We start from the raw sequence: 24,835 nt of genomic DNA on the forward strand, positions 1-24,835 counted from the left end.
GCTCAGGGCCGGACTACTCCGGCGCGGCCGGCATACGCAGCGCAGTCGACAGCGGCGGCCGCGGCAGCGCAGCCGTCCAGGCGCGGCGGATCACCGCGCTGATCTGCTTGTAGACCTCTTTCGAGATCACGGTTTCAGCCAGCATCGTGTCGATTTTGCTCTGGCCGATGTACAGCGCAAACAGCACCAGCAGACGCTTTTCCAATGCAGCGCTGTAGCCGCCAAACTTCTCGCGCAACTCGGCCAGGCCCTCTTCGGCCGCCTCGATCCGGGTGATCAACACGCCATCGAGCAAGTCTGCCATGCGCTCACCCAGCACGGGTTGCAGCGATGCACGGTTGTACGCGCGCAAGCGTTCGAGCACCGTCTGGCGGCAAATGAGCAATTCAAAGCGGTCGGCCAGTGCATTGGCCAGCGGGGGATCGATATGCGCCACACGATGCAGCCAGACCGCGAACCGGTAGCCGGCGTGCTTGGCCAGGATGCGCCGCGAAGCGCGCTTGTAGCCCAGGCGCCCCTCCGTGCGGGCCGCGTCGATCATGTCGGCGGTGTTTCGCATCATCGCGTCGAGGTTGCGGATCGAGACGAGGCCGTTGCCATATTCGGGAATCAACTCGCGCTCACGCGTGGCGAGCGAAACCAGGCCGATGGTCAGGCGTTCGCGTTCGGACAGCGCTTCCTCAAGGTTCAGTTCGAGCGCGCCGGCCGCGACCTCCCGCCGATACACCTCCGCTGCCCGATCGGTCGCGCCCGACGTGAAATGGAAGTGCCCGCCGATGCGGCGCATGGTCGATTCCACTTCCTCCGTCGACATGTTCAGCGCCTGCCCTTGCAGTGCCTGCTCTTGCGGCGACAACTGATCGAGCCCCAGCCACCGCATCACCCAGCGCAGCGTGGCGCCGTTGAAGAGCACGCTGACCAGCACAAAGCCGGTGGCGAGGATGGTCACAAAATGACGATCGGCCGCGTGTACGGCCTGGTTCTCGGCCACCCCCAGCGCCAGCACCAGTGTGACGGCACCACGCAGGCCGCCCCATGCAATCGCCAGTTTGTAGGCATGACTGACCGGCGCGGAGAGCTTGAGCCACGCCATCGCGGGCAACAGGCCAAACAGCACGGCAAGGCGCGCCGCCAGTGCAGCCAGCACGATCACCGCGAGCCACAGCGCGTCTTTCCACACCGCGCCGTGCAGCAGTTCCGGCACGCGCACCGCAGCCAACAGAAAGACGACCGCTCCAGCCAGCGCCGCAATCTGCTCCCAAATCAGTTGCAGGTGCGACCAGTTGCGCGGCGTCAGGCGCGTGCGTCCCAGCGCGCCGATCACCAGTCCCGCGCAGACCACCGACACCACGCCCGACACGCCCAGCATGTTTTCCGCCACGAGATACAGCGGATACGGCAGCGCCAGCGTCCACGCGGCTTCGGCCTGAGCAATGCCGCGCAGAGCCGGCAGCAGGAATGCGGCGATGCGCCCGGCAATCAACCCGAACACCACGCCGCCACCGAACGCCCTGGCCAGTTCACGCAGACCGGTGCCGACGGTGGCGTCACCGCCGTGCCCCGTCAGCATGGCAAGCAGCACGCCCATGATCGCAATGGCAGCCGCATCGTTCAGCAGCGCCTCGCCCTCCACCAGGCGGATCAGCCGCGCCGGTGCGCCCACGTCGCGAAACACCGCAATCACGGCGGACGGATCGGTCGTGGCAATCATCGCGCCGAGCAGCAGGCACGTGACGATGCCGAACGGCGTGACGGCGGCCGCTGCAAGCCCGATCACACCCGTGGCGACCACCACGGCCACGATGGCCAGCATCAGGATCGGCGCGGCGTCCGGTGCCATGCTGCGCACATCGACCGACAGCGCCGCCTGAAACAACAGCGGCGGCAGGAACAGCCACAGGTAGGCCTCTGCCGGCCAACTCGGATCGACGAGCGGCGCGAAGAACGTGGTCGCAAAGGCAGGCGCGCTGTTCCGCAAGATCACATAGGCGCCGCCGATGCCGATGCCCGCCAGCGCCAGCAAGGTCGACTCGGGCAACGTCAGCCGCGAGGCCAGCATCTGCACCAGCGCCACCACCGCGAGCAGACCGCCCGCCACCAGCAACAGGATGACGACGCCGTTCACGAGGCGGTCTCCCGCGCAGCCAGCCAATCTGCACGTTCGGCATCGGTCAGGTCCGGCACGACTGCCGTGCCGGTTTCGGCGGCAGCCACGGCGGCTTCGAGCACGGCCATGACGGCCACGGCTTGCACGGGCGGCACGGGGTTTGTGCGCTGACCAAAGATGGCGTCGCGCACAGCGGCGTAGTAGGCGCGCTGATCGCCAGCGGGCGTTGCGATGCGGTTTTCGGAGGATGTTGCGCCATCGATGAAAAGGCCGGCGTCATCGTCCACGCCCCAGCCTTGCGCGCCGGGTTGCATGCCGGCGAGCAGTTGCGCTTCCTGCTGATCCATCCGGCGTTTGACGAACGAACCGCGCGTGCCGTGGACGATCCAGCGCGGGGATCCGCCCGCCACCAGCATGCTCGCGTGAAGGACGGCTCGGCGCTCCCCCACGTCCAACACGACATGCGCCCAGTCCGGCGTTTCGGCGCCCGGCCGCTGGCGTGCGAACGAGGCGCTCACCGCATCGGGCAGGCCGAGCAGTTGCAGCGCCTGGTCGATCAGGTGCGGGCCCAGATCAAACCAGATGCCCGTGCCCTGCCCCGCTTGCTCGCGCCAGCGCGCACGCACCTGCGGTCGATACCGGTCGAAATGCGCCTCGACGTGCATGACTTCGCCAAGGGTGCCGCCTCCGATCGCGGCTTGCACGGCGAGGAAATCGCTGTCCCAGCGCCGGTTCTGAAACACCGACAGCACGCGCCCCGCGTCGCGCGCCACCCGCGCCAGATGCCGCGCTTCTGCCAGCGTGACGGTGAACGGTTTGTCCACGACGACATGCTTGCCCGCTCGCAACGCCGCTTCTGCCAACGGCGCATGGCGGTCGTTGGGTGCGGCAATGACGACGAGGTCGACGTCCGCATGCGTTGCCGCCGCTTCTGGCGTGCAGATCACCGCGTTTGGCCGATCCGCGCGCACCGCCTCCGGTCGATTGGAGCCGATGACCTGCAAACGCAGCCCTGGCGTGGCGTCGATCAACGCGGCGTGAAAGCGCTTGCCGGCATAACCGTAGCCGACCAAAGCGGCGCTCAATGGCATCAGATGTGATGAAAGCGGCATGTAAAAAAATGGCAGAAAACAAGCGAATAAGACGATGACGGCGCAACTTGGTGCCCAGAATTTCGGGGCAGGACAGGGAAAAATTGCCCTATTCCCGCCTAGCAAACGTTGCCATTGTCAAAAATACGCCTTTACTCTCTTGTAAATAGGAATTGTTCTCATTATTATCTGAGCCTTCACATTCTGAAGGCGCCGCACCTCGGGGGAGGGAGTCGCGTCGTACTTTTCACTTTACGGGAACTGCAATGCCGCCGAAACGTTTGTGCCTGTCTCTGGCCGTCCTTGGAACGCTGCCCTTTGCTCAAGTGGCAAGTGCCGCCGACACCGTTGCTGCAGCCGACGCCGGCACGTTGCCGACTTCCACGGTCAAGGGTGCGCGCAGCAGCACGAGCTACGACACGCCCATCGCCAACACAGCCACGAAGATTCCCGTGCCGCTGCGCGAGATTCCGCAGTCAGTGAACGTCGTGCCGCGTGCGGTGATCCAGGATCAGGGCGCGCTGTCGATCAATGACACGCTGCGCAACGTGCCGGGCGTGTCGGCCTCGCTGGGCGATGCGCAGCGCGATCAGGTGACCATTCGCGGTTTCTCGTCGATCAATGACCAATACGTCGACGGCCTGCGCGATGATTCGCTCTACTTCCGCGACCTGTCCAACATCGACCACATTGAAGTGTTGAAGGGCCCGGCGGCCGTGCTGTATGGGCGCGGTTCGTCCGGCGGCATCATCAATCGCGTGACCAAGAAACCGCTGGCCACGCCACTGGCCGAGGTGGGCGTGGTGGTCGGCACGGAGCGCCAGAAACGCGCCGAGTTCGACCTGAACACGTCCATCAACGACGACGCCATCCGCGCGCGCATTACCGGCGCGGTTGAAGATTCGGGTGGTTTCCGCAACGACTACTTCCTGCGCCGCCAGGCGATCTCGCCGTCGTTCCTGTTCAACCTGGCGCCCGATACCAAACTGACCGTGCAGTTCGATTACCTGCACGACAAGCGCATCGCTGACCAGGGCGTGCCGTCGTACCACGGCCGCCCCGTGGATGTGCCCATCGGCACGCGCTATGGCTCGGCCGATGCGGGCGCCGGCAATGTGGAGTCCACCGTCAAGAGCGTGACCGGCACGCTGGACCACCGCTTCAACGACAAATGGTCGTTCCACAGCGTGGTGCGCAATTACGAATACTCGCTGGGCCGCAACAACTACACGACAGTCAGCCGCGTCACCGATGGGCCGATCCCGACCGTCACGCTTGCCGTCAACCAGCGCAACCGCAGCGACCGCGGCACGCTGTGGCAGAACGAGCTGACGCAGAAGGCCGAGACCTGGGGCATCCAACACACGCTGCTGTACGGCATCGAGCTGGGCTACCAGGACAAGAGCGACCGTGTGGCCGCCGCGCCGGGCAGCACGACCTACAACCTGTTCAACCCGACGCTGCAAGTGTTGCCGACCGTACCCGGCAACGCGGTGCCGACCAACTACGGCCTCTCGCACAACGAGACGTATGCGGCGTACGTGCAGGACTTGATCAAGTTTTCGCCGCAATGGACGGTGCTCGCCGGCCTGCGCTACGAAATCCTCAAGCAGAGCCGCGACGACCTGACCCCGCGCAATGTCGATCTGTCACGCACGGACAAGCCGGTCAGCCCGCGCTTCGGCGTTGTGTATCACCCGGTCGAGCCGCTCTCGCTGTACGCGTCGTACAGCCGCTCGTTCCAGCCGCTGGCGGATAGCTTCACCTTCTTCCCGAACAGCGGCGCACTGGCTCCGCAATCGACCACGAACTGCGAGATCGGCGCCAAGTACGACCTGTCTGCAGGCGCGAGTGTCACGGCCGCGCTGTTCGACATGAAGCAGACCAACCTGACGGCGGCGGATCCGGTCACGCTGCTGGGCGTGCCCATCGGCACCCAGCGCACGCGCGGCCTGGAGTTGTCGTTCACTGGCGAGATCGTGAAAACCTGGTCGCTGATGGCGAGCTATGCCTATCTGAACGGCCGCCTGGAAAACCCGAACGACCGCAGCGGTGGCGTGGCCGTCAACGGCAACCAGCCGTCGCTCACGCCGCGGCACAGCGGCTCGGTATGGCTGAAGCACGACCTGCCGAACGGCTTCTACGTGGCCGGCGGCGTGCGTGCGGAAGCTGCGCGTTACGCATCGCAGTACAACCTGACGACGCTGCCCGGCTACATGACCGTCGACCTGGGCGCCGGTTATCGCAGCAAGCACCTTGATGTCACGCTGAACCTGCAGAACCTGTTCAACCGCGCGTACTACGTGTCGGCTCACGGCGCCGCCGAGAACTACAACATGCCCGGTGCCCCGCGCATGGCGCTGCTGGGCGTGCGCTACAAGATGTAAGCGTCGAACAGGCGAACGGGCGAACGGGCGATGCTGCGACGGGTGCTGTTCCGCTTGCACTGGCTGATCGGGTTGTCGGCCAGTGTGGTGCTGGCCGTCGTTGGCGCCACCGGCGCGCTGATGGCGTACGAAGACGAACTGCTGCGCGCGCTCAATCCCGGCGTGCTCACCCTGCCCGCGCGCAGCGGACCTGCGCCGACGCTGCCGCAAGTGGCGGCGCAGGCGCGCGCTGCCATGCCGGACCGCCCCGTCACCTTCATCACCGCTGCGTCCGACCCCACCCAGCCGTGGCGCGTCTGGTATGCGTGGCCGCCCGGCAAACACGGTGGCAGCAGCCGCGGTGAGCTGCGCTACATCGATGCCGCCACCGGCACGTTGCTGCCGGAGGCGCGCGCACAGCGCTTCTTTGCCACCGTCAAACTGCTGCACCGGACGTTGCTTGCTGATGAGATCGGCAAGCAGATCGTAGGTGCGTGCACGATAGGGCTCGTCGTGATGGCGCTGTCGGGCTTATACCTGCGTTGGCCGCGTCGCGTCACGAACTGGCGAAGCTGGCTTGTCATCCGATGGAGCCGTGCGGGCCGCATCCGATGGTGGGATGTGCATACCGTCATCGGTACGCTGGTGTTGCCGCTGTATCTGCTGGCCGCCTTCAGCGGGCTGTATTGGGCATATGACTGGTACCGCGATGGCCTGCAGCGCTTGGCCGGCATGCCGGTTGTCTCCAAGGCAAAACCGGTGGAAGTCCCGCGAAAACCGCTCGAAGATGCGGCAATTGAGCGCACGTGGAACGCTTTCCGCGACAACGCGTCGAACTATGGAACAGTCACCCTCCGTATCGACGATGCCCGCACGGGCCAGGTCGATATCAACTGGCTGCCGGCCGATGCTCCGCACGACCGCGCCTTCAACCGATTGACGCTGGACGCTGCTACCGGCGCCGTCCTGCGCAACGAATCCTTCGCTGCAAAGCCGCCAATGCAACGCCTGCTGGCAGGCATGTTGCCGCTTCACAATGGACGCTATTTCGGCCCGATCGGCGTCGTGCTAGTGTTGATCGGAGCATTAATGCTGCCGGTATTTGCAGCAACAGGGTGGTGGCTGTATCTGGATCGGCGCCGACGCGCGCAACCGCAGCGCAAACACGCATCCGCAGCGACACGTCCTTGCTGACAACGTAGGGACGTCGACGCGATGTCGGGCGCCTCAACACAACAAGGACAACACCATGGTGATCGAAAAATCCCGCGACCTTTGCCTGCGCCCGCTCGAGCGCAATGACCTGCGTTTCGTGCACGAGCTGAACAACGACGCGAAGATCATGCGTTACTGGTTCGAAGAACCGTACGAAACCTTCACCGAACTCTCGCAACTCTACGACCGCCACGTGCACGATCAGCGGGAGCGCCGCTTCATCTGCGAGAACAATGCCGGCGAAGCCGTGGGGCTGGTCGAATTGATGGAGCTGAACTACATCCACCGCCGCGGCGAATTCCAGATCATCATCGCGCCCGGCTGGCAGGGTCACGGCTATGCGTCAACCGCGACGCGACTGGCCGTCGACTATGCATTCATGGTGCTGAATCTGCACAAGCTGTACTTGGTCGTCGACGTGGTGAACGAACGCGCGATCCACGTATACGAGAAATGCGGCTTCCAGCGCGAAGGCGAGCTGATCGAGGAGTTCTTCAGCAACGGCGCGTATCACAACGCCTTGCGCATGTGCGTGTTCCAGCGCGACTACGTGAAGACGATCCGCAACGCCAACTGACGCCAGGCGGGAGAACCTAAGCCGTGTGCAGCCACGCGTGCAATTCGCGCTGTCCGGCTTCGGTCATGCTCAGTGCGCGCGAGTGCTTCTGCCGCTCCAGCCATCCCAATGCGATGCAGCGCTCCGCCACGGCGGCCCCGAGCGCGCCTGCCAGATGCGGGCGACGCTCGCTCCAGTCCATGCAGCCGTAAGCAAAGCGGCGTCGGCCATTGCGCAGCGCATTCACATCGACGCCGATGGCGGCCAGCGCCTGCTCGCCCTCGGGCGTAACGTCGTAGGCGCCGTGGGTTGCATCGAGCTGCGTCAGCCAGCCGCGCGACAGGAGTTTCTCCGACACCTCGGTGCCGAGCTGCCCGGCCAGGTGGTCATAGCACAGGCGTGCCGCACGCAGGTTTTCAGGCACGACTGAGCGCCGCGGGTCGGCAGGTTTTTCAGGCGCGACCACCAGCAGCGATTCGATCATCTCCGCCACCGCCGGAGAGCGCAGCCCGAAGTACTTGTAGCGTCCGCTCGACAACGAGGTGATGAGCGCATCGGCCTCGAGCCGGCGCAAGTGCGCGCTGGCCGTGGCCGGCTCCACACCGGCGCCGTAGGCGAGTTCCTTGGCAGTCAGGGAGCGGCCTTCCATCAACAGCAGCAGCATGCGGATGCGGGTCGGATCGCCAATGGTGGCGGCCACACGGCCGATGTCCGGCTGGGTTGTCGATGCGGTGGCTGGGGAAGATGCGGTCATGGTTCGATGGAGACCAAACTGTTGGCGCGTGACAGGCGGGCGGCCAGTCCAGAGAATGGGAGCCATCTTACTCCCGCGCCCCACGCTGATGACCGCCCTCGACACCGCCCCGCCCGCCGACGTGCTGCAAGCCATCGTGCATGCCGATCCCGCACCCTACTACGCCGAACTTGCCGCCACGCGCCCGTTCTTCTTCGACGCCACCCTCGGCTGGTGGGTGGCCGCCAGCGCCGAGGCTGTAGATGCCGTGCTCGGCAGCAGCGCCTGCCGCGTGCGCCCCGCCGATGAACCCGTGCCCAAGGCCGTAGCTGCAACGCCCACGGGCGCATTCTTCGGCCGCCTCGTGCGCCAGATCGACGGGCCAGATCACAGCACACGCAAGACCAAGGTGATGGCCGCGCTGGGCCGGTTGGATGTGTCTGCGCTGGCCGGCCAGGCGCTGCGGCATGCGCGCACAGCCCTGCCCGACGCAGCGGCCCTGGATGCCGCGCTGGATACCGAAGCCCACTTCCGCGTGCCGCTAGCAACGATGGCGCAAACGCTGCTGGGCGATCACGCCGATGCGCCAGCCTGCCAGGCTGACATTGCTGCCTATCTGGCCGCGTTGGGCCCCGGTGCCAGCGCAGCCGCCGTCGCGCAGGCCAATGCCGCCGTTGGCCGCTTGCAGCAGCGCTTTGCCGACTCGCCGTTCGCTGGCGGTGACGATGACAGCGACGCCGACATCGCCAATCTCGCCGCCCTGCTCGCGCAAACCTACGACGCCTGCGCCGGGCTGCTCGGCAACTGCATCGTTGCGCTATCGCGGCACGCCGGGTTGACTGCCCGGCTGCGCGCGCAGCCGCTCGCCATCGAGCCTTTTGTGCGTGAAGTCCTGCGCCGCGATGCGCCGGTGCAGAACACGCGCCGCTTCGTCGCGCACGATATCGCGCTGCTCGGCCAGCCGCTGCGCGCCGGCGACAAGATCTTGGTCGTGCTGGCCGCCGCCAACGTGGATGGCACAACGAACCCGGACCCACTACGCTTCGACAGCGACCGCACAGCGCCGCGCCTGTGGACGTTCGGCGGCGGCACGCACCGCTGCCCCGCCGATGCATTGGCCACTGCCATCGCGCGCGAAACGGTGCGGCATCTGCTGAGCCTGCCGGATGTCGACCGGTGGCTCGCCGGGCTCGGCGAGGTGGCATACCGCCCCTCGCCCAATGCGCGCATTCCCCGCTTTCAAGCTTGAAGTTGCACCAACGAAGACATCACGAAAACGCCCCACAGGAGACTTGCCATGATCGCCGTCATCTTTGAAGTCGAGCCCGCACCGGGCCAGCGCGACACCTACCTCAACCTGGCCGCACGGCTGAAACCGCTGCTCGAGCAGGTCGACGGCTTCATCTCGGTGGAGCGTTTCCAGAGCATCACGAACCCGGACAAGATGCTCTCGCTGTCGTTCTTTCGCGATGAAGAGGCCGTCAAGGCCTGGCGCAACATGGAGCAGCACCGCGGCGCGCAGCACGTCGGCCGCGACCACGCGTTTGCGGACTACCGCCTGCGCATCGCCCACGTGGTGCGCGACTACGGCATGACCGAGCGCGACGAAGCCCCCACCGACAGCCGCGCCGAGCACGCCTGAGCGCAGGGCAAGGCACGTCGCCGGGCCCGATGTGACGCCTTTTTCGCCCCCCGGGCATTACCTTTGCTTAATCAGTCAGAACCCGCACGGCCGAGCACGCCGCACCACGGCCTCGGCATGCTGCCGTGCGCAACGATTGCAAAGGAATTGTCATGAATACCGCTTCTCATGAGGCTGAACGTGAGCCACAAGTCGCTCCCGCCCGCACCGTTCAGAGCCCGGTGCGCTATGCCGTGGTCGGCGCCGGGTGGATTTCCCAGGCCGCATTTCTGCCGGGCGTGGCGCAAAGCGGCAATTCCGTCGTCACTGCGCTGGTCACCGGCGATGAGGCCAAGGCCACCGTACTGGCCGACCGCTACGGCATCGAGCACGTTCACGGCTATGCCGATTACGACCAGTTGCTCGCCGCTGGCGATATCGACGCAATCTACCTCGCGCTGCCAAACGACATGCATCGGCAGTACGCCCTTCCGGCCCTGCAGCGCGGCATCCACGTCCTCCTTGAAAAGCCCATGGCCACCAGCGAGGCCGATTGCGAAGCGATGAACGAAGCGGCCCGCAACGGCAATGCAAAATTGATGATCGCCTACCGCCTGCATTTCGAGCCGGCCACACTGGCCGCCATCGAACTCGTGCGCGCAGGCAAACTTGGCCGCATTCGAGCGTTCTCGGCCATGTTCAGCCAATCGGTGGCGCCGTCCAACCACCGCGCCAGCCACGGCTATTGGGCCGGGCCGGTGTCCGACATGGGCGTCTATCCCATCAACGCGGTGCGCAATCTCTTTGGCGAAGAGCCGGTAGAGGTGTCGGCCTGTGGGGTTCGGGACCCGGATCTGCCCTTCAACTTCGATGACACTGTCAGCGTGACGCTGCGCTTTGCCGACCACCGCGTCGCACAGTTCGTGGTCAGCTACAGCGGCGCGAACATCGACCAGTACCGCATCCTGGGGACCAAGGGGGATCTGGAGGTCTCGCCCGGCTTCATGTTTGGCGTGGGGCTGAAGTACCGCGCCACGATCGACGGCAAGACGCACGAACAGGCGTTCGACGCGACCGACCAGTTTGGCGGCGAGCTGCAGTACTTCTCCGACTGCATCCTCAACAACCGGGAACCTGAACCCAACGGCGAAGAAGGCTTGGCCGACGTGCGCGTCCTGGCCGCCATTGAGCGCGCGCTGGAATCAGGACAGCCGCAGAACCTTGGGCCGTTCCAGCGTCAGGGCCGCATGGAGACTGCGCAGGTGCGCAAGCTGCCACCCGTGCCCGCACCGGAACTGGTGGACGCGGCTGAACCCAGCAAGGGATAGACACCTGGAAGAAAAAACGCCCGCGACGAACGGCGGGCGTGGGATTCACGATTTACAGCTTGATGCGCTGCACGGCGTCGCGCATGCGCTTCCGGATCGAGACGTCCGAGTTGGTGTTGCTGCTGGAGCCGTCGGTTTCCATGGCGTTATCGCAACGCCATTCCGTAGCTTCACCGTTGTCGGTCAGCGCACAGACGCGGTGCGTCCAGCGGTCCCACACAAACACATCGCTGCCCGCCTCACCGGAGAGCAGCGGCTCAAAACGGTACATCCACAAGTACCCGACACCCAACAGGGTGACCAGAAAGATCGCCATCCAGGACGCTTTGATTCGGCGCCACATTCTCATTTCTCCTCGCAGAGCCGCTGCGCCGGACGCGTCTGACAGTGCGTCGCTGGGCCAAAAGCGCGGTGCTCCGAAGGATAAATCGTAACATGGGGCACCCGGGCCGCCGCTCAAGCGGGCAGTCGATACGGCAGCGCCGCAACACCAACGACCGCCCGCGGCGCTTCAGTTGAAGACGTCCTGACGGTAGCGGCCAGATTGCATCTGCGCCGTCAACCAGCCGGACGCGGTCGCCAGGTCGCTACCGTAGCGCGCCTGGTGCATGCGGATCAGCGTGTCGCGTACCGCTGGCGCCATCGCACGACCGTCGCCGCACACGTACAAGGTCGCGCCTGCATCGAACGCCGCCCACACGGCTTCGCGCGCATCCCACAGGGCATGCTGCACGAAGCGATGCGGATGCTCGGCCACGCAGGAATACGCGGGAAAGACGCGCACCACACCTGCGTCTTCCCACGCACGCAAGGTGTCGCGGTAGAGAAAGTCGTGCTCGGGGTGGCGACAGCCGAAGCAGAGCAACGACGTCGCCACCGCCTCACCTGCCGCATGCTGCGCGGCGCGCTCCTCCAGGAAGCCACGGAATGGCGCGATGCCCGTGCCGGCGCCGATCAGCACCATCGGCTTGCTGGCGTCTGCGTCGGGTGCGAACGGCGGATTGGGCGTGCGCACGGCGGCAGCGATCTCCGCGCCTGCGCGCAGCGTCATCAGGTAGTTCGAGGCCGTCCCGCGATACGTACCCACCCCGGACCAAGCCGGCCCTGACACCGTGCCCACCGTTAGCGCGGCCACGCCGGGCGACACACGCGCCGACGACGCGATGGAATAGAAACGCGGGCGCATCGGCCCAAGCCGCGCGAGGAATGCTTCCAGGGTCAACTCAATTGCAGGCAAGCGGATCAACAGATCGAGCACGCTCACGTGCGGGGCTTGAATGTCCTGGTCGAAGCGCTCGGCCGCATCGTCGCCTTCCAGCCAGACGGCAAGTTGGCCTCGCGTGAACGGACAGCGCGTGGCCGCGTGCAGCGCGGCGATGTCGCGCACGGTGGCGGTGTCCTGCAGCTCGACGAAATCACGTAACAACTGACGCACGGACACCGGCTGGTTGAGCGGCAGGTGGCGCACGTGCGCATGGCGCGCGGTCAGGGTGACGAGCGCATCGGGCTCCAGCGCAAGCCGCGCGATGGCAGCGTCGACACGGTCATCGGCATTGCGCGGGTAGACGGCGAGGTGGTCGCCAGTGGCGTAGGTCACGTCGTCGGGCAACTGCACCGTGAGATGACGCGTCGGGCCGCGCGGCGCTTCCCGCGTGAAATCCCACAGGCCGGTGGCGTCGCTGACGAGTTCTTCATTGGCGAGCACCGTCATCGCGCGAGCGGCGGGCGGCAGCGTGGCGGCGCGGAGCGCATCAGGCGCAACGTAGTCGACGTGGACGGATGGGCCATCGGCGTGGGTTTGGCGGGTGCCCAGGGCACTCCACAGGCTGCGCGTCCAGGCGTCGACGGCAGCATCGAAACCGGCATTTCCGTCCGCCTCGCCACGCGGCACGATGGCTTGCGCGCCGGCTGCGGCAAGCATCGCTTCCACCCGCTTCGGGAACGCCTGGAACGCGGGCCATTGCGAGTTGCCGCAGCCCAGGACGGCATAGCGCAATCCGGTTGCCTGCCGGGTGAGCGCATCGGCGGCATCCAGCCGCGCCTCAAGTGTGCGGGCGCTGTCCGGTGCACGGCCGTTGTAGGTGGCGGCCACCACAACGAGCGTGCCCTGCTGCGGCAGCGCGTCGGCAATGGTGTCGAGCGGCGCCACCTTGGCGTCGAACCCGGCGCGCGATGCGGTGGCGGCAAGCTGCTCGGCGATGTCCTGGCAGGTGCCAAGGCTGCCGCCGTACAGCACGTGCATCGGTTCCCCGCCCCCCGCAAGCGCCCCTTCGGCATCGTCTTGCGTGACGGCCTCGGTGCGCGCAGGCGTGGCGACCGACAACCGCTCCCGTGCATGGCGCAGCCGCGCGCGCAGGCGGAAACCGTCCGGTTTGAGCGTCAGTGTTTCCTTGATGTGGAAGCCGTAATCGTAAGGGTCGGACAGCGCGAAGCGCTGCAGGATCACCGCAAGCGCCAGTTTGGCTTCGGTCAGCGCAAACTGGCGGCCGATGCAGGCGCGCTCGCCATTGCCGAAGGGCTTGTAGGCGTGCGGGTGGAGCTTCGCTTCGTTCTCTGGCAGGAAGCGGTCGATATCGAAGGCTTCGGGGCGATCCCACACCGCCGGATCGCGATGCAGCGCCAGCAGCACGGTCACCACGCGCTGGTCCTTGCGGATGGCGTAGCGGCCGCCAATGCGCGTGTCTTCATACGGCGCCACGCCAAAGCTCGGGGCGGTCGGCCACAGGCGCAGCGTTTCCTTGAGCACGCGCTCGATCACATCCAGCTGTGCGAGGTGCGCATACTGCGGCTCGGTATCGCCCGGCAGCACGCGGTCAACCTCGGCATACGCCTGGGCCAGCACGGCCGGATGGCGCAGCAGCATGTACAGCGCAAAGGTCAGCAGGCCGCTCGTGGTTTCATGCCCGGCGATCAGGAAAGTGATGACCTGGAAGCGGATGTTGGTGTCATCCAGCGGCTCGTCTGATAGCGGATCGCGCGCGTTGAGCATCAGCCCCAGCAAGTCGCTCGCGCCGATGCCGCCATCTTTTGCCTGACGGCGCGCGCGGATCACCTCGTCCACCAGTTGATGCATGGCGGCCACGTCCTGCTCGAACCGCCGATGGTGCTCGCGCATGAAGCGGTCTTTGAGCGGCAGGCGCGTGAGCTTGCCCATGGCTTCGGACAGCACACCCACCATGGCCACCAGGAACGGATGCAGCTCGGGCGTGTTGAACGAATCGAAGCGGTATCCAAAACCCGCCAGCGAGATGGTGTCGAGCGTGAGCCGCGTCATGTCGTCGGCCACGGGGATATCGGCGTCTGGCCCCTGGCGCGCCCATTTGTCGGCCAGCGCATTGGCCACGTCGAGCATCACGTCGAAGTAGCCCTTCATCGCACGCTGGCTGAAGGCCGGCAGCAGAATGCGATGCGCCTTGCCCCAGTTGGGCTCGTCCTGATGCGCCGTGAAGAGGCCATCGCCCGCTCCCGCCCGCAGGAACGACAGCGGCGGGCCGATCAGCTTGCGAAAGCGCGTTTCGTCGCAGAGTTCAGCCACCAGATCGGCGGAATAGACGAACGGCACGCGCCGCCCGGCAAAGTCGAGCTGGTAGAGGCCTTGGGGAAACTGCCGGCTGGTTTCCAGAAGCGTCTGGGCCAGGCGGTCTTTGGGGAGTTGCAGCAGGTTGCCCAGCCACGGCAAGCCTTTGGGCTGCGGGATGGGCTCCGCCGCAGCGGGCGAGGCATTGGCGGGCAACTCGGAGGCGGAGCGCATGCGCGGTCGACTGCGAAAATGGGTTATCCGCCAATGTACGCGCCGCTGCGCCCCGCATCAAACAAAGTCGCCATGTTTGAATGCAGGCCCCTAAAAGTGAATCGGGCGACCCGCAGGCCGCCCGATCTGGGGACGATGTGAAGCGCTGGATCAGCGACGGCGCGGCTGTGAATTGAACGGCGCGTTGACCTGGGCTTCGAGTTCGCGGATCTGACGCTGCAATTCGTCGACGCGGGCGCGGGCGGCACGGCGTTCGATATCCAGCGCCTCGGCTTCCGTGCGGGCGACCTTCTGTCGTTCCTGGGCCTGGGCCTGCTGCTTACGTTGGATGTCCAGGTCGGTCTTCAGGCCACGAAGCTTTTCCTGTTGCGCGGCAATCTGGCGCTCGGAACGCTCCTTCTGGGCTTCCAGGCGGATGCGCTGCAACTCGAGATCCGCCATCGTGCGGGTCTGCTTGGCGAAGTCGCTGTACAGGCGTTCGGCAGCGGCTTCATTGGTGGTCTTGATGACGCGCCAGAGGTCTTTCTGCTGGAACAGCGTGACGTAGTACGTCAGGTCACTCTGGGCAAATAGCAGGCTGGCGCCGTAGGCCCCGTTATAGGTGGTACGCAGCTCTGACAGTTCGTGCGCCTGCATGCGCTGTTGCAGTTCAAAGACGGCGCTGGTCGGGGCTGGACGCTCGGCGCTGGCGGCGCCGGGCGTGGCTGGCGCAGCGGGTGCCGTCGCAGCCGGCTGGCCAACTGTGGCAGTCAACGCCGGCACAGGCGCGGCGGCAGCAATCGGTGCAATAGCAGTGGGCGGAGCGGCCGGGCTCTGCGCCACGGCCGATGTGCAGGCGGCCGTACCAGCCATGACTGCGATGGCGGCCGCGATGGCCAATCCCCTCTGAAACGCCTGGTGCGACGCTTTCCCTGATTGTTTTCTTGTTCTCATCTCGACCCTGTGGATTCTGCGCAGGTGTTGCAGCCAAAAACTATACGCGATCCGCCACCCGAGTGGCGCATCGGGCGCCCGCCGCAGAGTAGGGTGTTGTATGGCGTCACTCCAGCTCGCGAAGCTCGGTTTCGCCGTCGGCGATCTGGTATTTGCGCATCTTTTCCCACAAAACCTTACGGCTGATGCCGAGTGTGGCGGCGGTGTCCTGGCGGCGCCAGTTGTTGGCGTCCAGCGCCGCGAGGATACGGCGGCGCTCTTCTTCGCCGCCATTGCCACCACTTCCACCCCCACCGCGATCGCCATACCCGCCATTGCCACCATTTCCCGCCTCGCGCTCGAACGCATCGCGCTGCAGGCCGGCAAACAGCGGCAGGATGCGGGCCTCGTCCCAGCGGCCGAACTGGCGCAGGGTGATGCCGATGCGCTCGGCCAGGTTGCGCAGTTCGCGCACATTGCCGGCAAAGTAGGCCCGCCCGACCGATGCCCGCACCCATTCGGGCACCGGCGGCATGGCATCAAACGTTTTGTCGCCCAGCAAATGCCGCAGGAAGGAAAGCAGCAGCGCGATCTTGTCATCCGCGCCGCGCTGCTCCAGGCTCGGGATGCGCAGCTCGATCACCGCCAGGCGGAAGTACAGATCGGCGCGGAATTTGCCCGTGGCGACCATCTCGCGCAGGTTCTTGTTGGTAGCGGCCACCAGGCGGAAATCCAGCTTGACCGGCACCGTCGAGCCCAGCCGCGTGCATTCGCTGTCCTCCAGCACGCGCAACAGCTTCACCTGCTGATACAGCGGCAGATCGCCCAGCTCGTCGAGAAACAGCGTGCCGCCGTTCGCTTGTTCAAAGTAGCCGCGGTGCGCATACATGGCGCCCGTGAACGCGCCCTTGGCATGGCCAAAAAATTGGGATTCGAACAGCCCGTCGGGAATCGCGCCACAGTTGACCGCCACGAACGGGCCCTTGCCATAGACACTGTTCTTGTCATGCAGCAAGCGCGCAATACGTTCCTTGCCGGCGCCGGTTTCGCCGTAAAGCATGACGTTGCTGTCGCAATCGGCAAAGGTATCGACCTGCTCCAGCAGCCCGTGCATGGCCGGCGACGCCGCCACGAGGTCGCTCTGATCCTGCGCCTGGGCCTGCGCCGACGACATCGACGGCAAGACCTTGCTGATCTGCGCGCGCAGTTCAGTCGCGCCAAAGTCCGGCCCGAGCACGTGCGTGTATTCGGGCGGGAAGCGGCTCGAATCATGCTGCGCGTCCGAGGCCACCCAGATTACCGGCATGCCTTGCGCGGCCTGCCAGTCGAGCACCGTAAAGCCACCGCTTTCCACCACCGAGGCGCTGATCACCGCCACCGCGGGCTTGAGCCGAGGCTCGGCCGGCTGAAAGTCGATGCCGCCCGCGCGGATCACCTCTGCCCCGAACGGCGCCATGAACCGCGCCACACGATCGGCAATGTCGTGACGGCCTTCCCAGACAAAAATCTCAAGCGTTTCGTACGCCCAGCGATCGGTTTTCATGTCGTCGCTTCCATGTCAGTAAACCAGCTCGACGGCGTCGCAGTCGAGCGAGAGGAGTTTGATGTCGGCGTAGCCGAGTTGGATGCCGAGGACTTCGAGTAGAGGCGACAACACAGTGTCAAGCGTCTGGCCGACAAGGCCAAGCGTCGCTCGCACGAGCACATCCGAAAGCCCCAGGATGTTCAGAACACCCAAGCCGAGAACCTGAAGGTTCACCTTGTTCGTATCGTTCAGAATCGAAGCAAAAAAGGTCCCAGTTCCTGATACGCGACTAGTTTGTCCAACGGTCAACGTGGTGGGATCAGGTGTCCAACCAGCACTGGCTGCGGGCGCGATATTGGCTTGTAGCGAAATCGCGTCAATGCCCAAGGCTTGCAACACAACCGCTGGTGTAGAAGGGCATGAATAACCATTGACACTACTGGCTGCAGTAGCGGATCCGTTGGCAATGCAAAGCGATACGGGGGCTATCTGCCCACCGAAATCAGCGGAGATGCCACTGCGAGGGACAGGGCAATGCGCGGCTTCGAAATGTGCATTGGCACCGGCCACAATCAAACCGATGGGAACATTCAAATTGGCGAGTCCGAGGACAGAGGCAGAAACGTTCAGCCCAAGGCTGACTTGACCCGTGCGCGCCACGGTGCGCCAGTTCCCCGATGCATCAGTGCCTGGAGGACCTATCGCAATCACCGGGGGCTGAATGATCTTGAGCGACAGCGCCACATTGACCAGGCCGGGCAGGCCTGCAACGCCCGGCAATCCCAGAATGGTCGAGATAGCTGCTCCATTTTGAGCGTTGGCAATCTGGGCTGCCGTCATCAATAGATCCAGCACATTCAACGTGGCATCTGCGGCCGACTGGTCATTTCCTACAGCTGCAAGCAGTTGCAGAACGCCCGGCGCAGCAACGCCATTACCTATATTGATGGTCGTGCCACTCAGCAAAGGGCCAAGAACCAAGGTATTCGGAGCGGCTACGGTACCGGCCGATACTCCGGCCAAGCCGTTCTGCGCGCCCGCCGAAATGACTGCGTTAAAAAACTGCGTCAAAGTCAGTTGCGTCGACAGCAATTGCTGCACGGTCCCGACGCCTACTGCGGTCATCAAGTCCGCGATTCGGATATTTGTGTTTGCCAGACCTTGGTAGGAAACCAGGCTCAGACTCAAGGGGTTGGCATTGCCAAGTAGGCTACCCAAAAGTTGATTGAGCAGACCGCTGTTAACAGACGCTAAACCGGACCCCAGCGAAAATGACGCAACCGGCGTGTTCTTCGCAATCGCAGTCGCCTGCAACCTCCGCTGACCGACCATGAAGAAATACGGCACGTTCTGCGTGATCGTCACCTGCGCGGCGTTCGTATTTCCATCCACTGCGGCTTGCGCGGTGAAGTACGTCGGAGCAGTCCCCGCACTCGCATCCCATACGCCCGGCACGACGGCCAGCGTGACGTTGGTGCCATCCACCGTCAGCCCGTTCTGTATCACCGCCTGCTGTGCGGCGGCAGGCAAATCCAGCCGCTGTGCGGCCGCCATGGCTGCGAGGTCGGCGGAACGCTGCAACGCGCGCTGCGTATAGAACAGGTTGCCGATGTCGATCGACACCAGCACCGTCAGACCAACCGTGGCGATAAAGGTGGCCGTCATCACGCTCACCGCGCCGCGCAGGCGGCGGCGGAGCTTAGCGGCTCGACGAAGGCGGGGGGTGGCTCGTGTCACAGCGGCGTTCTGTGAAGGGTCAACGTGCGGTAGTGGCTTGACTCGAGCTTGTCGACTTCGCACTCGGAGCCGTCTGCGAGAGGCCAGGCATCGGTCGACTGAACGAATCAAGGTAGCGCTGATACGCCAGCGCGGCCTGCTCCCCACGCAACGGGACGAACTCGCCCGCATACGTCCCATCGCGTTGCGCCTTGAGCAAGGCGCGAGTGGCATCGCCCATGTTGCTACCCACGTTGGGCGCGGCTTGCGTAGCGTTCTGCGGATTGCCGCCCGAAAAGCCTTGCGCGCCAGCCGGGTTGCTCATCAGCCATACCGCCATACCGGCAGCCATCAGAATGCGGGGGATCATTGCGCGGTCTCCAAGGTGTCAAGCAAGCGGCCGCGCTGCAATGCCAGCGGACGGGATTGGGTCGTGACAGCGGGCGTGGCCGTCCCGGCTACGCCTGCGGCAGATGGGCTGAGCGCGACCGCACGGGTGGCAGCCGCCGCCGCGTCGCGACCGATACGCCGATCGCGCCAAGCGCCCCGCACGCGCGCCACGTTTTCGTCAATGGCCTTGCGCGCGGATGCCGTCAGCTGGGCGTGCGACGCGAGCGACGCAGCATCGTCCTTGCGGTCATTCACGGTCAACCAGATCACCAGGTTGCCGGCGATCTTCGGGCTGGAAGCGGCCATCTGCTGCGCCTGCATCAGCGGCACGCGGGCTTGTTCGACCTCGCCGGCACGCATCAGCGCGTAGCCCAGATCGCTGGCTGTGCTGGCGTCGGTAGGATTGGCCTGCGCTGCCACCTGCAGCCGACGAGCCGCCTCGGTAAAGTTGCCCTGGCGCCCCGCAATGATGCCCAGACCGCGCCATGCGGCGGCATTGAGCAATCCGCCTTGCGTGCCTGCGCCCATGGCGGACGTTGCTCCCACCACCGCACGGTATTCGGCATCGGCAGCGGCAAGCTGATCGGTTTCGCGCAGTGCGTCCGCACGCAGCAGCATGATCTCGGGTGCACGGCCATAGCGTTGCTGGTAGGCATCGATATGCGCAAGCGATGCGTAGTACAGGCCCTGCTCCTGCATCTTGCGGATCAACGAAAGATACGTCGCCGGACTGGTGATCTCAGACTTCTCCTGGCTCTGGCGCTGACGTGCCATCTCGATGTCGGCATCGGCACGCAGGCTCATGTCGGACGCGGCCATCGAGCCGCAGCCAGCCAGCATGACGGTCAGCGTAGTCATACTGGCCAGGGCGGCGCGCACGGCGTTTGGGAAGCGTGTCATCTCAATGTCCCCCAGTTTGTTGCAGGCTGCGCATGACGCCCATGAACCCCGGCCCCGCGGTGATGATCAACAGCGCGGGCAATAGCGTCATGACCATGATCATCGTCATCTGCACGGTCAGCTTGCCCACACGCTCCTTCAGCCGCGCGCGGCGGTTCTCCTGCAGACGCCCGCCGAACTGCCGCAGCGGCTCCTGCACTGCGCCGCCGAAGCGATCCACCTGGGTAAGCAGCGTGATCAGGCCCTTCAGGTCTTCGTTGTCGAACAGGCGCGCGATGCGCAACAGCGTCTGCTCGCGGGGGCGGCCCGAGGCGAACTGCTGGTTGGCGCGGCCAAATTCACCCGCCAGCACAGGCAGCATGCCGTGGAATTCGTTGGCAATCACCTGCAGACTCTGGTCAATCGACAAGCCGACGCCCTGCAGCAGCCGCAGCATGTCGACCATGACCGGCAGCTCATCATCCATACGGCGCCGGCGGCTTTCCTTCCGACGCCCGAGCAGCCACTTCGGCGCAAGGTAGCCCAGCGCAAAGCCGACAAAGCCAAACACGAACACAAACAGGGCCGATGACGCGTGCAATGCGCCGAATACGGCAAGCAGCGGGGGCAGCAAGATACGGGTGCCGCCAAAGACCGTTCTGGCGTGTTCACCGTAGTAACCGCATTCTTCGAGCAGCTTGCGGTCTTCCTCAGTCACGATGCGGCGGCCCAGGCCTGTGTCGATCCAGCGCTGCCCCACCTTGGCGATCTGCTGCTGGAGCTGCTGGGCTTCACGCGAGCCATGCGGGCGTGGTCTGGCGGCGGGCGGCACAACCGGCGACGCTGCGGGCGCGGCCGGATTGGCCGCCGTCGCGCGCATGTCGGACAGCGCCGTATCGAGCTTGCGTGCGCTGCGATGTCGCGTGAGCGTTGCACGCAGCGCGAGCCCACCGAATACCAGCACGCCCGCGGCCGCTGCGGTCAGGCTGAGGGTGATCAGGGTATCGTCCATGCGTTCTCCTCAGACCGATTTCGCCAGCCTGGCCAGCATGACTGCACCCAGCACTTCCATACCGAAGGCCGTAAGAATCAACGTCTTGCCGAACGGATCGCGCCACATCGACATGATGTACGCCGCGTTGAACATGATGATGACACCGCCCACCACGACGGGCAGCAGCCCGATGATCCATGCGGATAACCGCGTCTCTGCCGACAGCGCAAACAGCTCGCGCTGGGCTTGCTGCCGGTCGCGCATGAATGCAGCCGTGCGCTCCATCACGATGTCGGCCCGCCCGCCGTAGCGCAACGCAAGGCGCAGCACCGACGACAGCAAGATCAATTCGTTCACGCGATACTGCCGGCCGACGGTCAGCACCGCGGCGTCGAGGTCCTTGCCGGCGCGCTGCATCTGCGTGATGGCAGTCAGGCAGTTGCGCAGCGGCTGTTCGGTGTTGGCGCTGGCCGCCTGAAACGCCGCGGGCACCGCGCTGCCGATGCTCATCAGCCGCACCACGCCATCGAGAAAGCCCGGCAATTGCTGCAGCAGGCGCTCGTTCATCTTTCGGGTCCGGTTCCAGAACAGGAAAGCAACGATCACGACGTACAGAGCGAGGGCCGTCAGGGCAGACAACATGCTCGACACCGCCCAGACGGCGAGCGTAATCATGAGCGCGGGGCCAATCAGCAGCACGTAGAAGCGCCGGCTCGGCTCGATATCTGCGCGGCGCAGTGCATCCTGCCAGGCGCGATTCAACGAGTCGGGCACGCTTGCCGGCACGGGCTCCACATTCGGTTGATAACGCGCGTTGATCTGCTCGGTCTGCGCACGCACAAAGCTGCGCGATGCCTCGCGCTCGCGACGGCGTACGGCCTCCGCCCACAGCATGAGCGATGCGCCCATCAGCAGCAGCGCGAGGCAACCGAACCAGAGCGTCATGCTAGACATGGAAACGGCCTCCACCGCCAAATCCAGTCATGCCGCCATCCATCCCGCCGCCTTCGCTGTTGCGCATGCGGGCCAGCTTGGGCGAATGCGGCTGCAGGCCAAGCGCCGTCCAGCGGTCGACCTCTTCGCCGTCTGGGCCGACATAGGGCTCGTAGCGGTACAGCTCCTGCGTCGAGATGATGTTGTCCCCGAGCCCGGTGACTTCCGTAATCGACAGGATGCGACGCTTGCCGTTGGATAGCCGCCCGATCTGCACGATGAAATCAATGGCGTTGGTGATCTGCCGGCGCAGGCTCACCTCACTGCCCTGGAAGCCGGCAAAGCCCGCCAGCATTTCCAGTCGGTAGAGGCATTCGCGCGGGCTGCTGGCGTGGATGGTGCCCATCGAGCCATCGTGGCCGGTGCTCATGGCTTGCAGCATTTCCAGGACTTCACCGCCGCGCACTTCGCCCACGATGATGCGGTCGGGCCGCATGCGCAGGCTGTTGCGCAGCAGTTCCCGAATCGTGACGACGCCCGTGCCCTCGAAGCCGCCCGGCCGGCTTTCCAGACGCACCACGTGCGGGTGGTTGAGCGACAGCTCGGCCGTGTCTTCAATGGTGATCACGCGCTCGGTCGTCGGAATGTGATACGCCATTGCGTTGAGCAGCGACGTCTTGCCCGAGCTGGTGCCACCGCTTACCAGGATGTTGCAGCGCGCGCGCACAGCAGAATCGATCAGCGCCCCGATCTCTTCGCTCATCGTGCCCAGGCCAAGCAGGTCTTCAGGCTTGAGCGGATCTTTCCGGAACTTGCGGATCGACACGACCGGCCCTTCCAGCGCCAGCGGCGGAATCACCACGTTGATGCGGCCGCCGTCCGGCAAGCGCGCATCGACCATCGGGTTGGATTCGTCCAGCCGCCGGCCGATGGGCGCAAGGATGCGGCGCACGATGCGCAGCAGGTGGTTGTTGTCGGCAAAGCGCACCGGAATGCGCTCCAGAATGCCGTGGCGCGACACGTACACGTCCAGGTGGCCGTTGACGAGAATGTCTTCCACCGCCGGATCGGCCAGCAGATCTTCGATGGGCCCGAAGCCAGCCAACTCCTTGGTCAGCGCCTCGGCAATCTGCCGGATCTCCGTCTCGTTGACGGGAATGCGGCGCATCCGCGTGAAGCCTTCCACTTCCAGATCGACAAAACGCTGGATGGCCGTGCGCGACCAACGGCCGAACTCGGCGCCAAGTTCTTCGATGCGTGTCAGCAGGTGTTCGTGGGCGGCTTCCTTGATGTCCTGGAAAGCCTGCGAAACGGCAAACGCGCCGTTGCCGGCGTCCGCCTGGTTGGAGAACTCGATGGGCTGTGTCATGTCGCGTTCCGTTCGGTAGTACCGATATCCAGTTCATTGGCGTCTGCCGACTTGCGTTTGGAGCGTCCGCCAAAGCGCCCACCCAGTCGAGCACTCACGCCAGACACCCAGTTCGACAAGCCAGACGCGCGCTCGCTCTGCTGGGCATAGCCGAGTGTCTGGGCAATCTGCGCAAGCGCGCGGACATAGGCATCGGTGGGGTGCGTTTCCGCGAGCATCGCGCCCTGGTTGGAAGCAATGACCAGGGCTTCACGGCGATTCGGTACCGTCAGCACCGAAGGAATCTCCAGCCGCTCGGCGATCTGCGCTGCGTCCAGCGACAGGCGTGCGTCGAACTTCGAAATGGTCAGGTGCAGGTGGTCACGGTCAATCTCGCGCTTCTTGAGTTCCTGCATCAGTTCAGCCGCCGACACGATGGCGCCCACGCTTTGCTCGGTCACCAGCATCACATCGTCGGCGGCCTTGATGATCTGTGCGATGAAGTCGATGTTGCCAAAGCCACCCAGGTCAACGACCTGCAGGTCGAAGAACGTGCGCAAGCGGTTGAGCAGACCCAGCGCTTCGGAGAACGAAACGTCGCGCATCTCGGCTAGCGAGATCGGCAACGGCAGGACCGCAAGCCCGTTCGGATGACGCGACAGCGCGGTCTGCACAAACACCTGGTCGAAGCGGCGCAGGTTGCGCACGGCTTCGACAAAGTGGAAGTTGGCTTGCACGTTGAGGTATAGGGCGCCATCACGCAGCGGCTGGCCAAGGTCGAGCAGCATCACATCGCTGGCCGACGTGCGGCGCACCAGCGTGGCCAGATTGGTGGCCAACGTGGTGGCGCCCACGCCAGGGCGCGCACCCAACACGGCCAGCACGCGGCCACGGCGGGTCGGCTCAGCCGATGCGCGGTCCGCCAGCAGTCGACGCACGACGCGCACAGCCTCGGCCGGCGCGCCGTCCACGTCAACGAAATCCTTTACCCCTGCGCGCAAGGCAGCCAGCATCGCGCGGCCATCGGCAGCGGAGCCCACCGCCACCAGCGGCAAGCCCGGAAACAGACGCGCAAGTTGCGCGACCAGTTGCATCGCCTCGTTGATCGCGTCGGCGCCCTCGCCCAGCTTCTGGTCCTGATCTGGCACGTCGATCAGTGTGGGAGACGAGGCAAAGCGCACGAACACGACTTCGGGGTTCACTGCGCCAATCTGCTCGATGAACGCGTCGTGGCCAGTGGTTTCGGCCACCAGCACGCCCAACTCGCGAATTGCCGCGGCCAGCCAGCGGTGTACGCCTGCCGACTGTGCGTCGCCTTGCTTACCGCCACGTGCGCCGCCGTGCAGAAGGAAATAGTCCATGCCCGCCCC

At 65.1% G+C, this 24,835-nt stretch carries 20 protein-coding genes; 6 read left to right on the forward strand and 14 right to left on the reverse strand.

Annotation, left to right across the window (positions count from 1 at the left end):
* Nucleotides 1–13: 13 nt before the first annotated feature.
* Entirely contained in the window at nt 14–2,125 is a 2,112-nt protein-coding gene (locus CFE42_RS09105) for a cation:proton antiporter (protein ID WP_004627338.1), read from the reverse strand.
* Nucleotides 2,122–3,198, reverse strand: coding sequence for an oxidoreductase (locus CFE42_RS09110; RefSeq protein ID WP_004627341.1), 1,077 nt, complete (start codon nt 3,196–3,198; stop codon nt 2,122–2,124). The genes CFE42_RS09105 and CFE42_RS09110 overlap by 4 nt, the downstream gene beginning before the upstream one ends.
* A 266-nt stretch (nt 3,199–3,464) precedes the next feature.
* On the opposite strand from CFE42_RS09110, the gene CFE42_RS09115 reads away from it, so the two are divergent.
* From CFE42_RS09115 to speG, 3 genes are read left to right on the forward strand one after another with little or no spacing between them, the layout of a single operon-like run.
* Entirely contained in the window at nt 3,465–5,585 is a 2,121-nt protein-coding gene (locus tag CFE42_RS09115; RefSeq protein WP_004627342.1) for a TonB-dependent siderophore receptor, read from the forward strand.
* Between the two features lie 30 nt (nt 5,586–5,615).
* Nucleotides 5,616–6,758, forward strand: a complete 1,143-nt coding sequence (locus CFE42_RS09120) for a PepSY-associated TM helix domain-containing protein (protein WP_004627344.1) — start codon at nt 5,616–5,618, stop codon at nt 6,756–6,758.
* A 55-nt stretch (nt 6,759–6,813) separates the two neighbouring features.
* Complete coding sequence (gene speG / locus CFE42_RS09125; RefSeq protein WP_004627346.1) at nt 6,814–7,356, forward strand: spermidine N1-acetyltransferase; 543 nt, start codon at nt 6,814–6,816, stop codon at nt 7,354–7,356.
* A gap of 16 nt (nt 7,357–7,372) precedes the next feature.
* Here speG and CFE42_RS09130 read toward each other — a convergent pair whose 3' ends face one another.
* Nucleotides 7,373–8,089, reverse strand: a complete 717-nt coding sequence (locus CFE42_RS09130; protein ID WP_004627348.1) for a winged helix-turn-helix domain-containing protein — start codon at nt 8,087–8,089, stop codon at nt 7,373–7,375.
* Nucleotides 8,090–8,177: 88 nt separating this feature from the next.
* Between CFE42_RS09130 and CFE42_RS09135 the strand changes: the two genes are divergently transcribed.
* The 3 genes from CFE42_RS09135 (at nt 8,178) to CFE42_RS09145 (ending at nt 11,017) form a co-directional block, all read left to right on the forward strand.
* Nucleotides 8,178–9,317 carry a cytochrome P450 gene (locus CFE42_RS09135; protein WP_037043587.1) on the forward strand — a complete coding sequence of 380 codons (1,140 nt, stop codon included), beginning with the start codon at nt 8,178–8,180 and terminating at the stop codon, nt 9,315–9,317.
* Between the two features lie 48 nt (nt 9,318–9,365).
* Nucleotides 9,366–9,710, forward strand: coding sequence for an antibiotic biosynthesis monooxygenase (locus tag CFE42_RS09140; protein WP_004627352.1), 345 nt, complete (start codon nt 9,366–9,368; stop codon nt 9,708–9,710).
* A gap of 152 nt (nt 9,711–9,862) precedes the next feature.
* Nucleotides 9,863–11,017: a Gfo/Idh/MocA family oxidoreductase gene (locus CFE42_RS09145; RefSeq protein ID WP_004627353.1), complete on the forward strand. Its 1,155-nt coding sequence runs from the start codon at nt 9,863–9,865 to the stop codon at nt 11,015–11,017.
* A 52-nt stretch (nt 11,018–11,069) separates the two neighbouring features.
* On the opposite strand, the gene CFE42_RS09150 is transcribed toward CFE42_RS09145, so the two are convergent.
* The 11 genes from CFE42_RS09150 to CFE42_RS09200 all read right to left on the reverse strand — a co-directional run bounded on the left by CFE42_RS09150 (nt 11,070) and on the right by CFE42_RS09200 (nt 24,826).
* Complete coding sequence (locus CFE42_RS09150) at nt 11,070–11,360, reverse strand: hypothetical protein (RefSeq protein ID WP_004627354.1); 291 nt, start codon at nt 11,358–11,360, stop codon at nt 11,070–11,072.
* Nucleotides 11,361–11,528: 168 nt separating this feature from the next.
* Nucleotides 11,529–14,768: a cytochrome P450 gene (locus CFE42_RS09155; RefSeq protein WP_004627355.1), complete on the reverse strand. Its 3,240-nt coding sequence runs from the start codon at nt 14,766–14,768 to the stop codon at nt 11,529–11,531.
* Nucleotides 14,769–14,918: 150 nt separating this feature from the next.
* Nucleotides 14,919–15,701 carry a DUF2968 domain-containing protein gene (locus CFE42_RS09160; protein WP_004627356.1) on the reverse strand — a complete coding sequence of 261 codons (783 nt, stop codon included), beginning with the start codon at nt 15,699–15,701 and terminating at the stop codon, nt 14,919–14,921.
* Nucleotides 15,702–15,807: 106 nt separating this feature from the next.
* The gene (locus CFE42_RS09165; protein WP_004627357.1) at nt 15,808–17,223 is read right to left on the reverse strand and encodes a sigma-54-dependent Fis family transcriptional regulator; all 1,416 of its coding nucleotides are present in this window, start codon (nt 17,221–17,223) and stop codon (nt 15,808–15,810) included.
* Between the two features lie 15 nt (nt 17,224–17,238).
* Entirely contained in the window at nt 17,239–18,942 is a 1,704-nt protein-coding gene (locus CFE42_RS09170) for a TadG family pilus assembly protein (protein WP_274521280.1), read from the reverse strand.
* 19 nt (nt 18,943–18,961) lie between these two features.
* Nucleotides 18,962–19,291, reverse strand: coding sequence for a DUF3613 domain-containing protein (locus CFE42_RS09175; RefSeq protein WP_004627359.1), 330 nt, complete (start codon nt 19,289–19,291; stop codon nt 18,962–18,964).
* Complete coding sequence (locus tag CFE42_RS09180) at nt 19,288–20,211, reverse strand: tetratricopeptide repeat protein (protein WP_004627360.1); 924 nt, start codon at nt 20,209–20,211, stop codon at nt 19,288–19,290. The genes CFE42_RS09175 and CFE42_RS09180 overlap by 4 nt, the downstream gene beginning before the upstream one ends.
* Before the next feature lies 1 nt (nt 20,212).
* Nucleotides 20,213–21,202, reverse strand: a complete 990-nt coding sequence (locus CFE42_RS09185) for a type II secretion system F family protein (protein ID WP_004627362.1) — start codon at nt 21,200–21,202, stop codon at nt 20,213–20,215.
* A 9-nt stretch (nt 21,203–21,211) separates the two neighbouring features.
* Nucleotides 21,212–22,138 carry a type II secretion system F family protein gene (locus CFE42_RS09190; RefSeq protein ID WP_004627364.1) on the reverse strand — a complete coding sequence of 309 codons (927 nt, stop codon included), beginning with the start codon at nt 22,136–22,138 and terminating at the stop codon, nt 21,212–21,214.
* Nucleotides 22,131–23,486, reverse strand: a complete 1,356-nt coding sequence (locus tag CFE42_RS09195) for a CpaF family protein (RefSeq protein ID WP_004627366.1) — start codon at nt 23,484–23,486, stop codon at nt 22,131–22,133. Before CFE42_RS09195 ends, CFE42_RS09190 begins: the two co-directional genes overlap by 8 nt.
* On the reverse strand, nt 23,483–24,826 hold the full coding sequence (locus tag CFE42_RS09200) for a CpaE family protein (RefSeq protein ID WP_004627368.1): 1,344 nt from the start codon (nt 24,824–24,826) through the stop codon (nt 23,483–23,485). Before CFE42_RS09200 ends, CFE42_RS09195 begins: the two co-directional genes overlap by 4 nt.
* Between the last annotated feature and the right edge of the window lie 9 nt (nt 24,827–24,835).

The organism is Ralstonia sp. PBBBR1, from assembly GCF_002256165.1.
Lineage (GTDB): Bacteria > Pseudomonadota > Gammaproteobacteria > Burkholderiales > Burkholderiaceae > Ralstonia > Ralstonia thomasii.

Bases quoted from the DNA above. Each gene is read 5' to 3' on its own strand.
- CFE42_RS09190 (WP_004627364.1), bottom strand. From the start codon at position 22,138: ATGTCTAGCATGACGCTCTGGTTCGGTTGCCTCGCGCTGCTGCTGATG.
- CFE42_RS09135 (WP_037043587.1), top strand. From the start codon at position 8,178: ATGACCGCCCTCGACACCGCCCCGCCCGCCGACGTGCTGCAAGCCATC.
- CFE42_RS09200 (WP_004627368.1), bottom strand. From the start codon at position 24,826: ATGGACTATTTCCTTCTGCACGGCGGCGCACGTGGCGGTAAGCAAGGC.
- CFE42_RS09175 (WP_004627359.1), bottom strand. From the start codon at position 19,291: ATGATCCCCCGCATTCTGATGGCTGCCGGTATGGCGGTATGGCTGATG.
- CFE42_RS09160 (WP_004627356.1), bottom strand. From the start codon at position 15,701: ATGAGAACAAGAAAACAATCAGGGAAAGCGTCGCACCAGGCGTTTCAG.
- CFE42_RS09185 (WP_004627362.1), bottom strand. From the start codon at position 21,202: ATGGACGATACCCTGATCACCCTCAGCCTGACCGCAGCGGCCGCGGGC.
- CFE42_RS09130 (WP_004627348.1), bottom strand. From the start codon at position 8,089: ATGACCGCATCTTCCCCAGCCACCGCATCGACAACCCAGCCGGACATC.
- CFE42_RS09115 (WP_004627342.1), top strand. From the start codon at position 3,465: ATGCCGCCGAAACGTTTGTGCCTGTCTCTGGCCGTCCTTGGAACGCTG.
- speG (WP_004627346.1), top strand. From the start codon at position 6,814: ATGGTGATCGAAAAATCCCGCGACCTTTGCCTGCGCCCGCTCGAGCGC.
- CFE42_RS09180 (WP_004627360.1), bottom strand. From the start codon at position 20,211: ATGACACGCTTCCCAAACGCCGTGCGCGCCGCCCTGGCCAGTATGACT.
- CFE42_RS09195 (WP_004627366.1), bottom strand. From the start codon at position 23,486: ATGACACAGCCCATCGAGTTCTCCAACCAGGCGGACGCCGGCAACGGC.
- CFE42_RS09110 (WP_004627341.1), bottom strand. From the start codon at position 3,198: ATGCCATTGAGCGCCGCTTTGGTCGGCTACGGTTATGCCGGCAAGCGC.
- CFE42_RS09150 (WP_004627354.1), bottom strand. From the start codon at position 11,360: ATGTGGCGCCGAATCAAAGCGTCCTGGATGGCGATCTTTCTGGTCACC.
- CFE42_RS09165 (WP_004627357.1), bottom strand. From the start codon at position 17,223: ATGAAAACCGATCGCTGGGCGTACGAAACGCTTGAGATTTTTGTCTGG.
- CFE42_RS09140 (WP_004627352.1), top strand. From the start codon at position 9,366: ATGATCGCCGTCATCTTTGAAGTCGAGCCCGCACCGGGCCAGCGCGAC.
- CFE42_RS09155 (WP_004627355.1), bottom strand. From the start codon at position 14,768: ATGCGCTCCGCCTCCGAGTTGCCCGCCAATGCCTCGCCCGCTGCGGCG.
- CFE42_RS09120 (WP_004627344.1), top strand. From the start codon at position 5,616: ATGCTGCGACGGGTGCTGTTCCGCTTGCACTGGCTGATCGGGTTGTCG.
- CFE42_RS09145 (WP_004627353.1), top strand. From the start codon at position 9,863: ATGAATACCGCTTCTCATGAGGCTGAACGTGAGCCACAAGTCGCTCCC.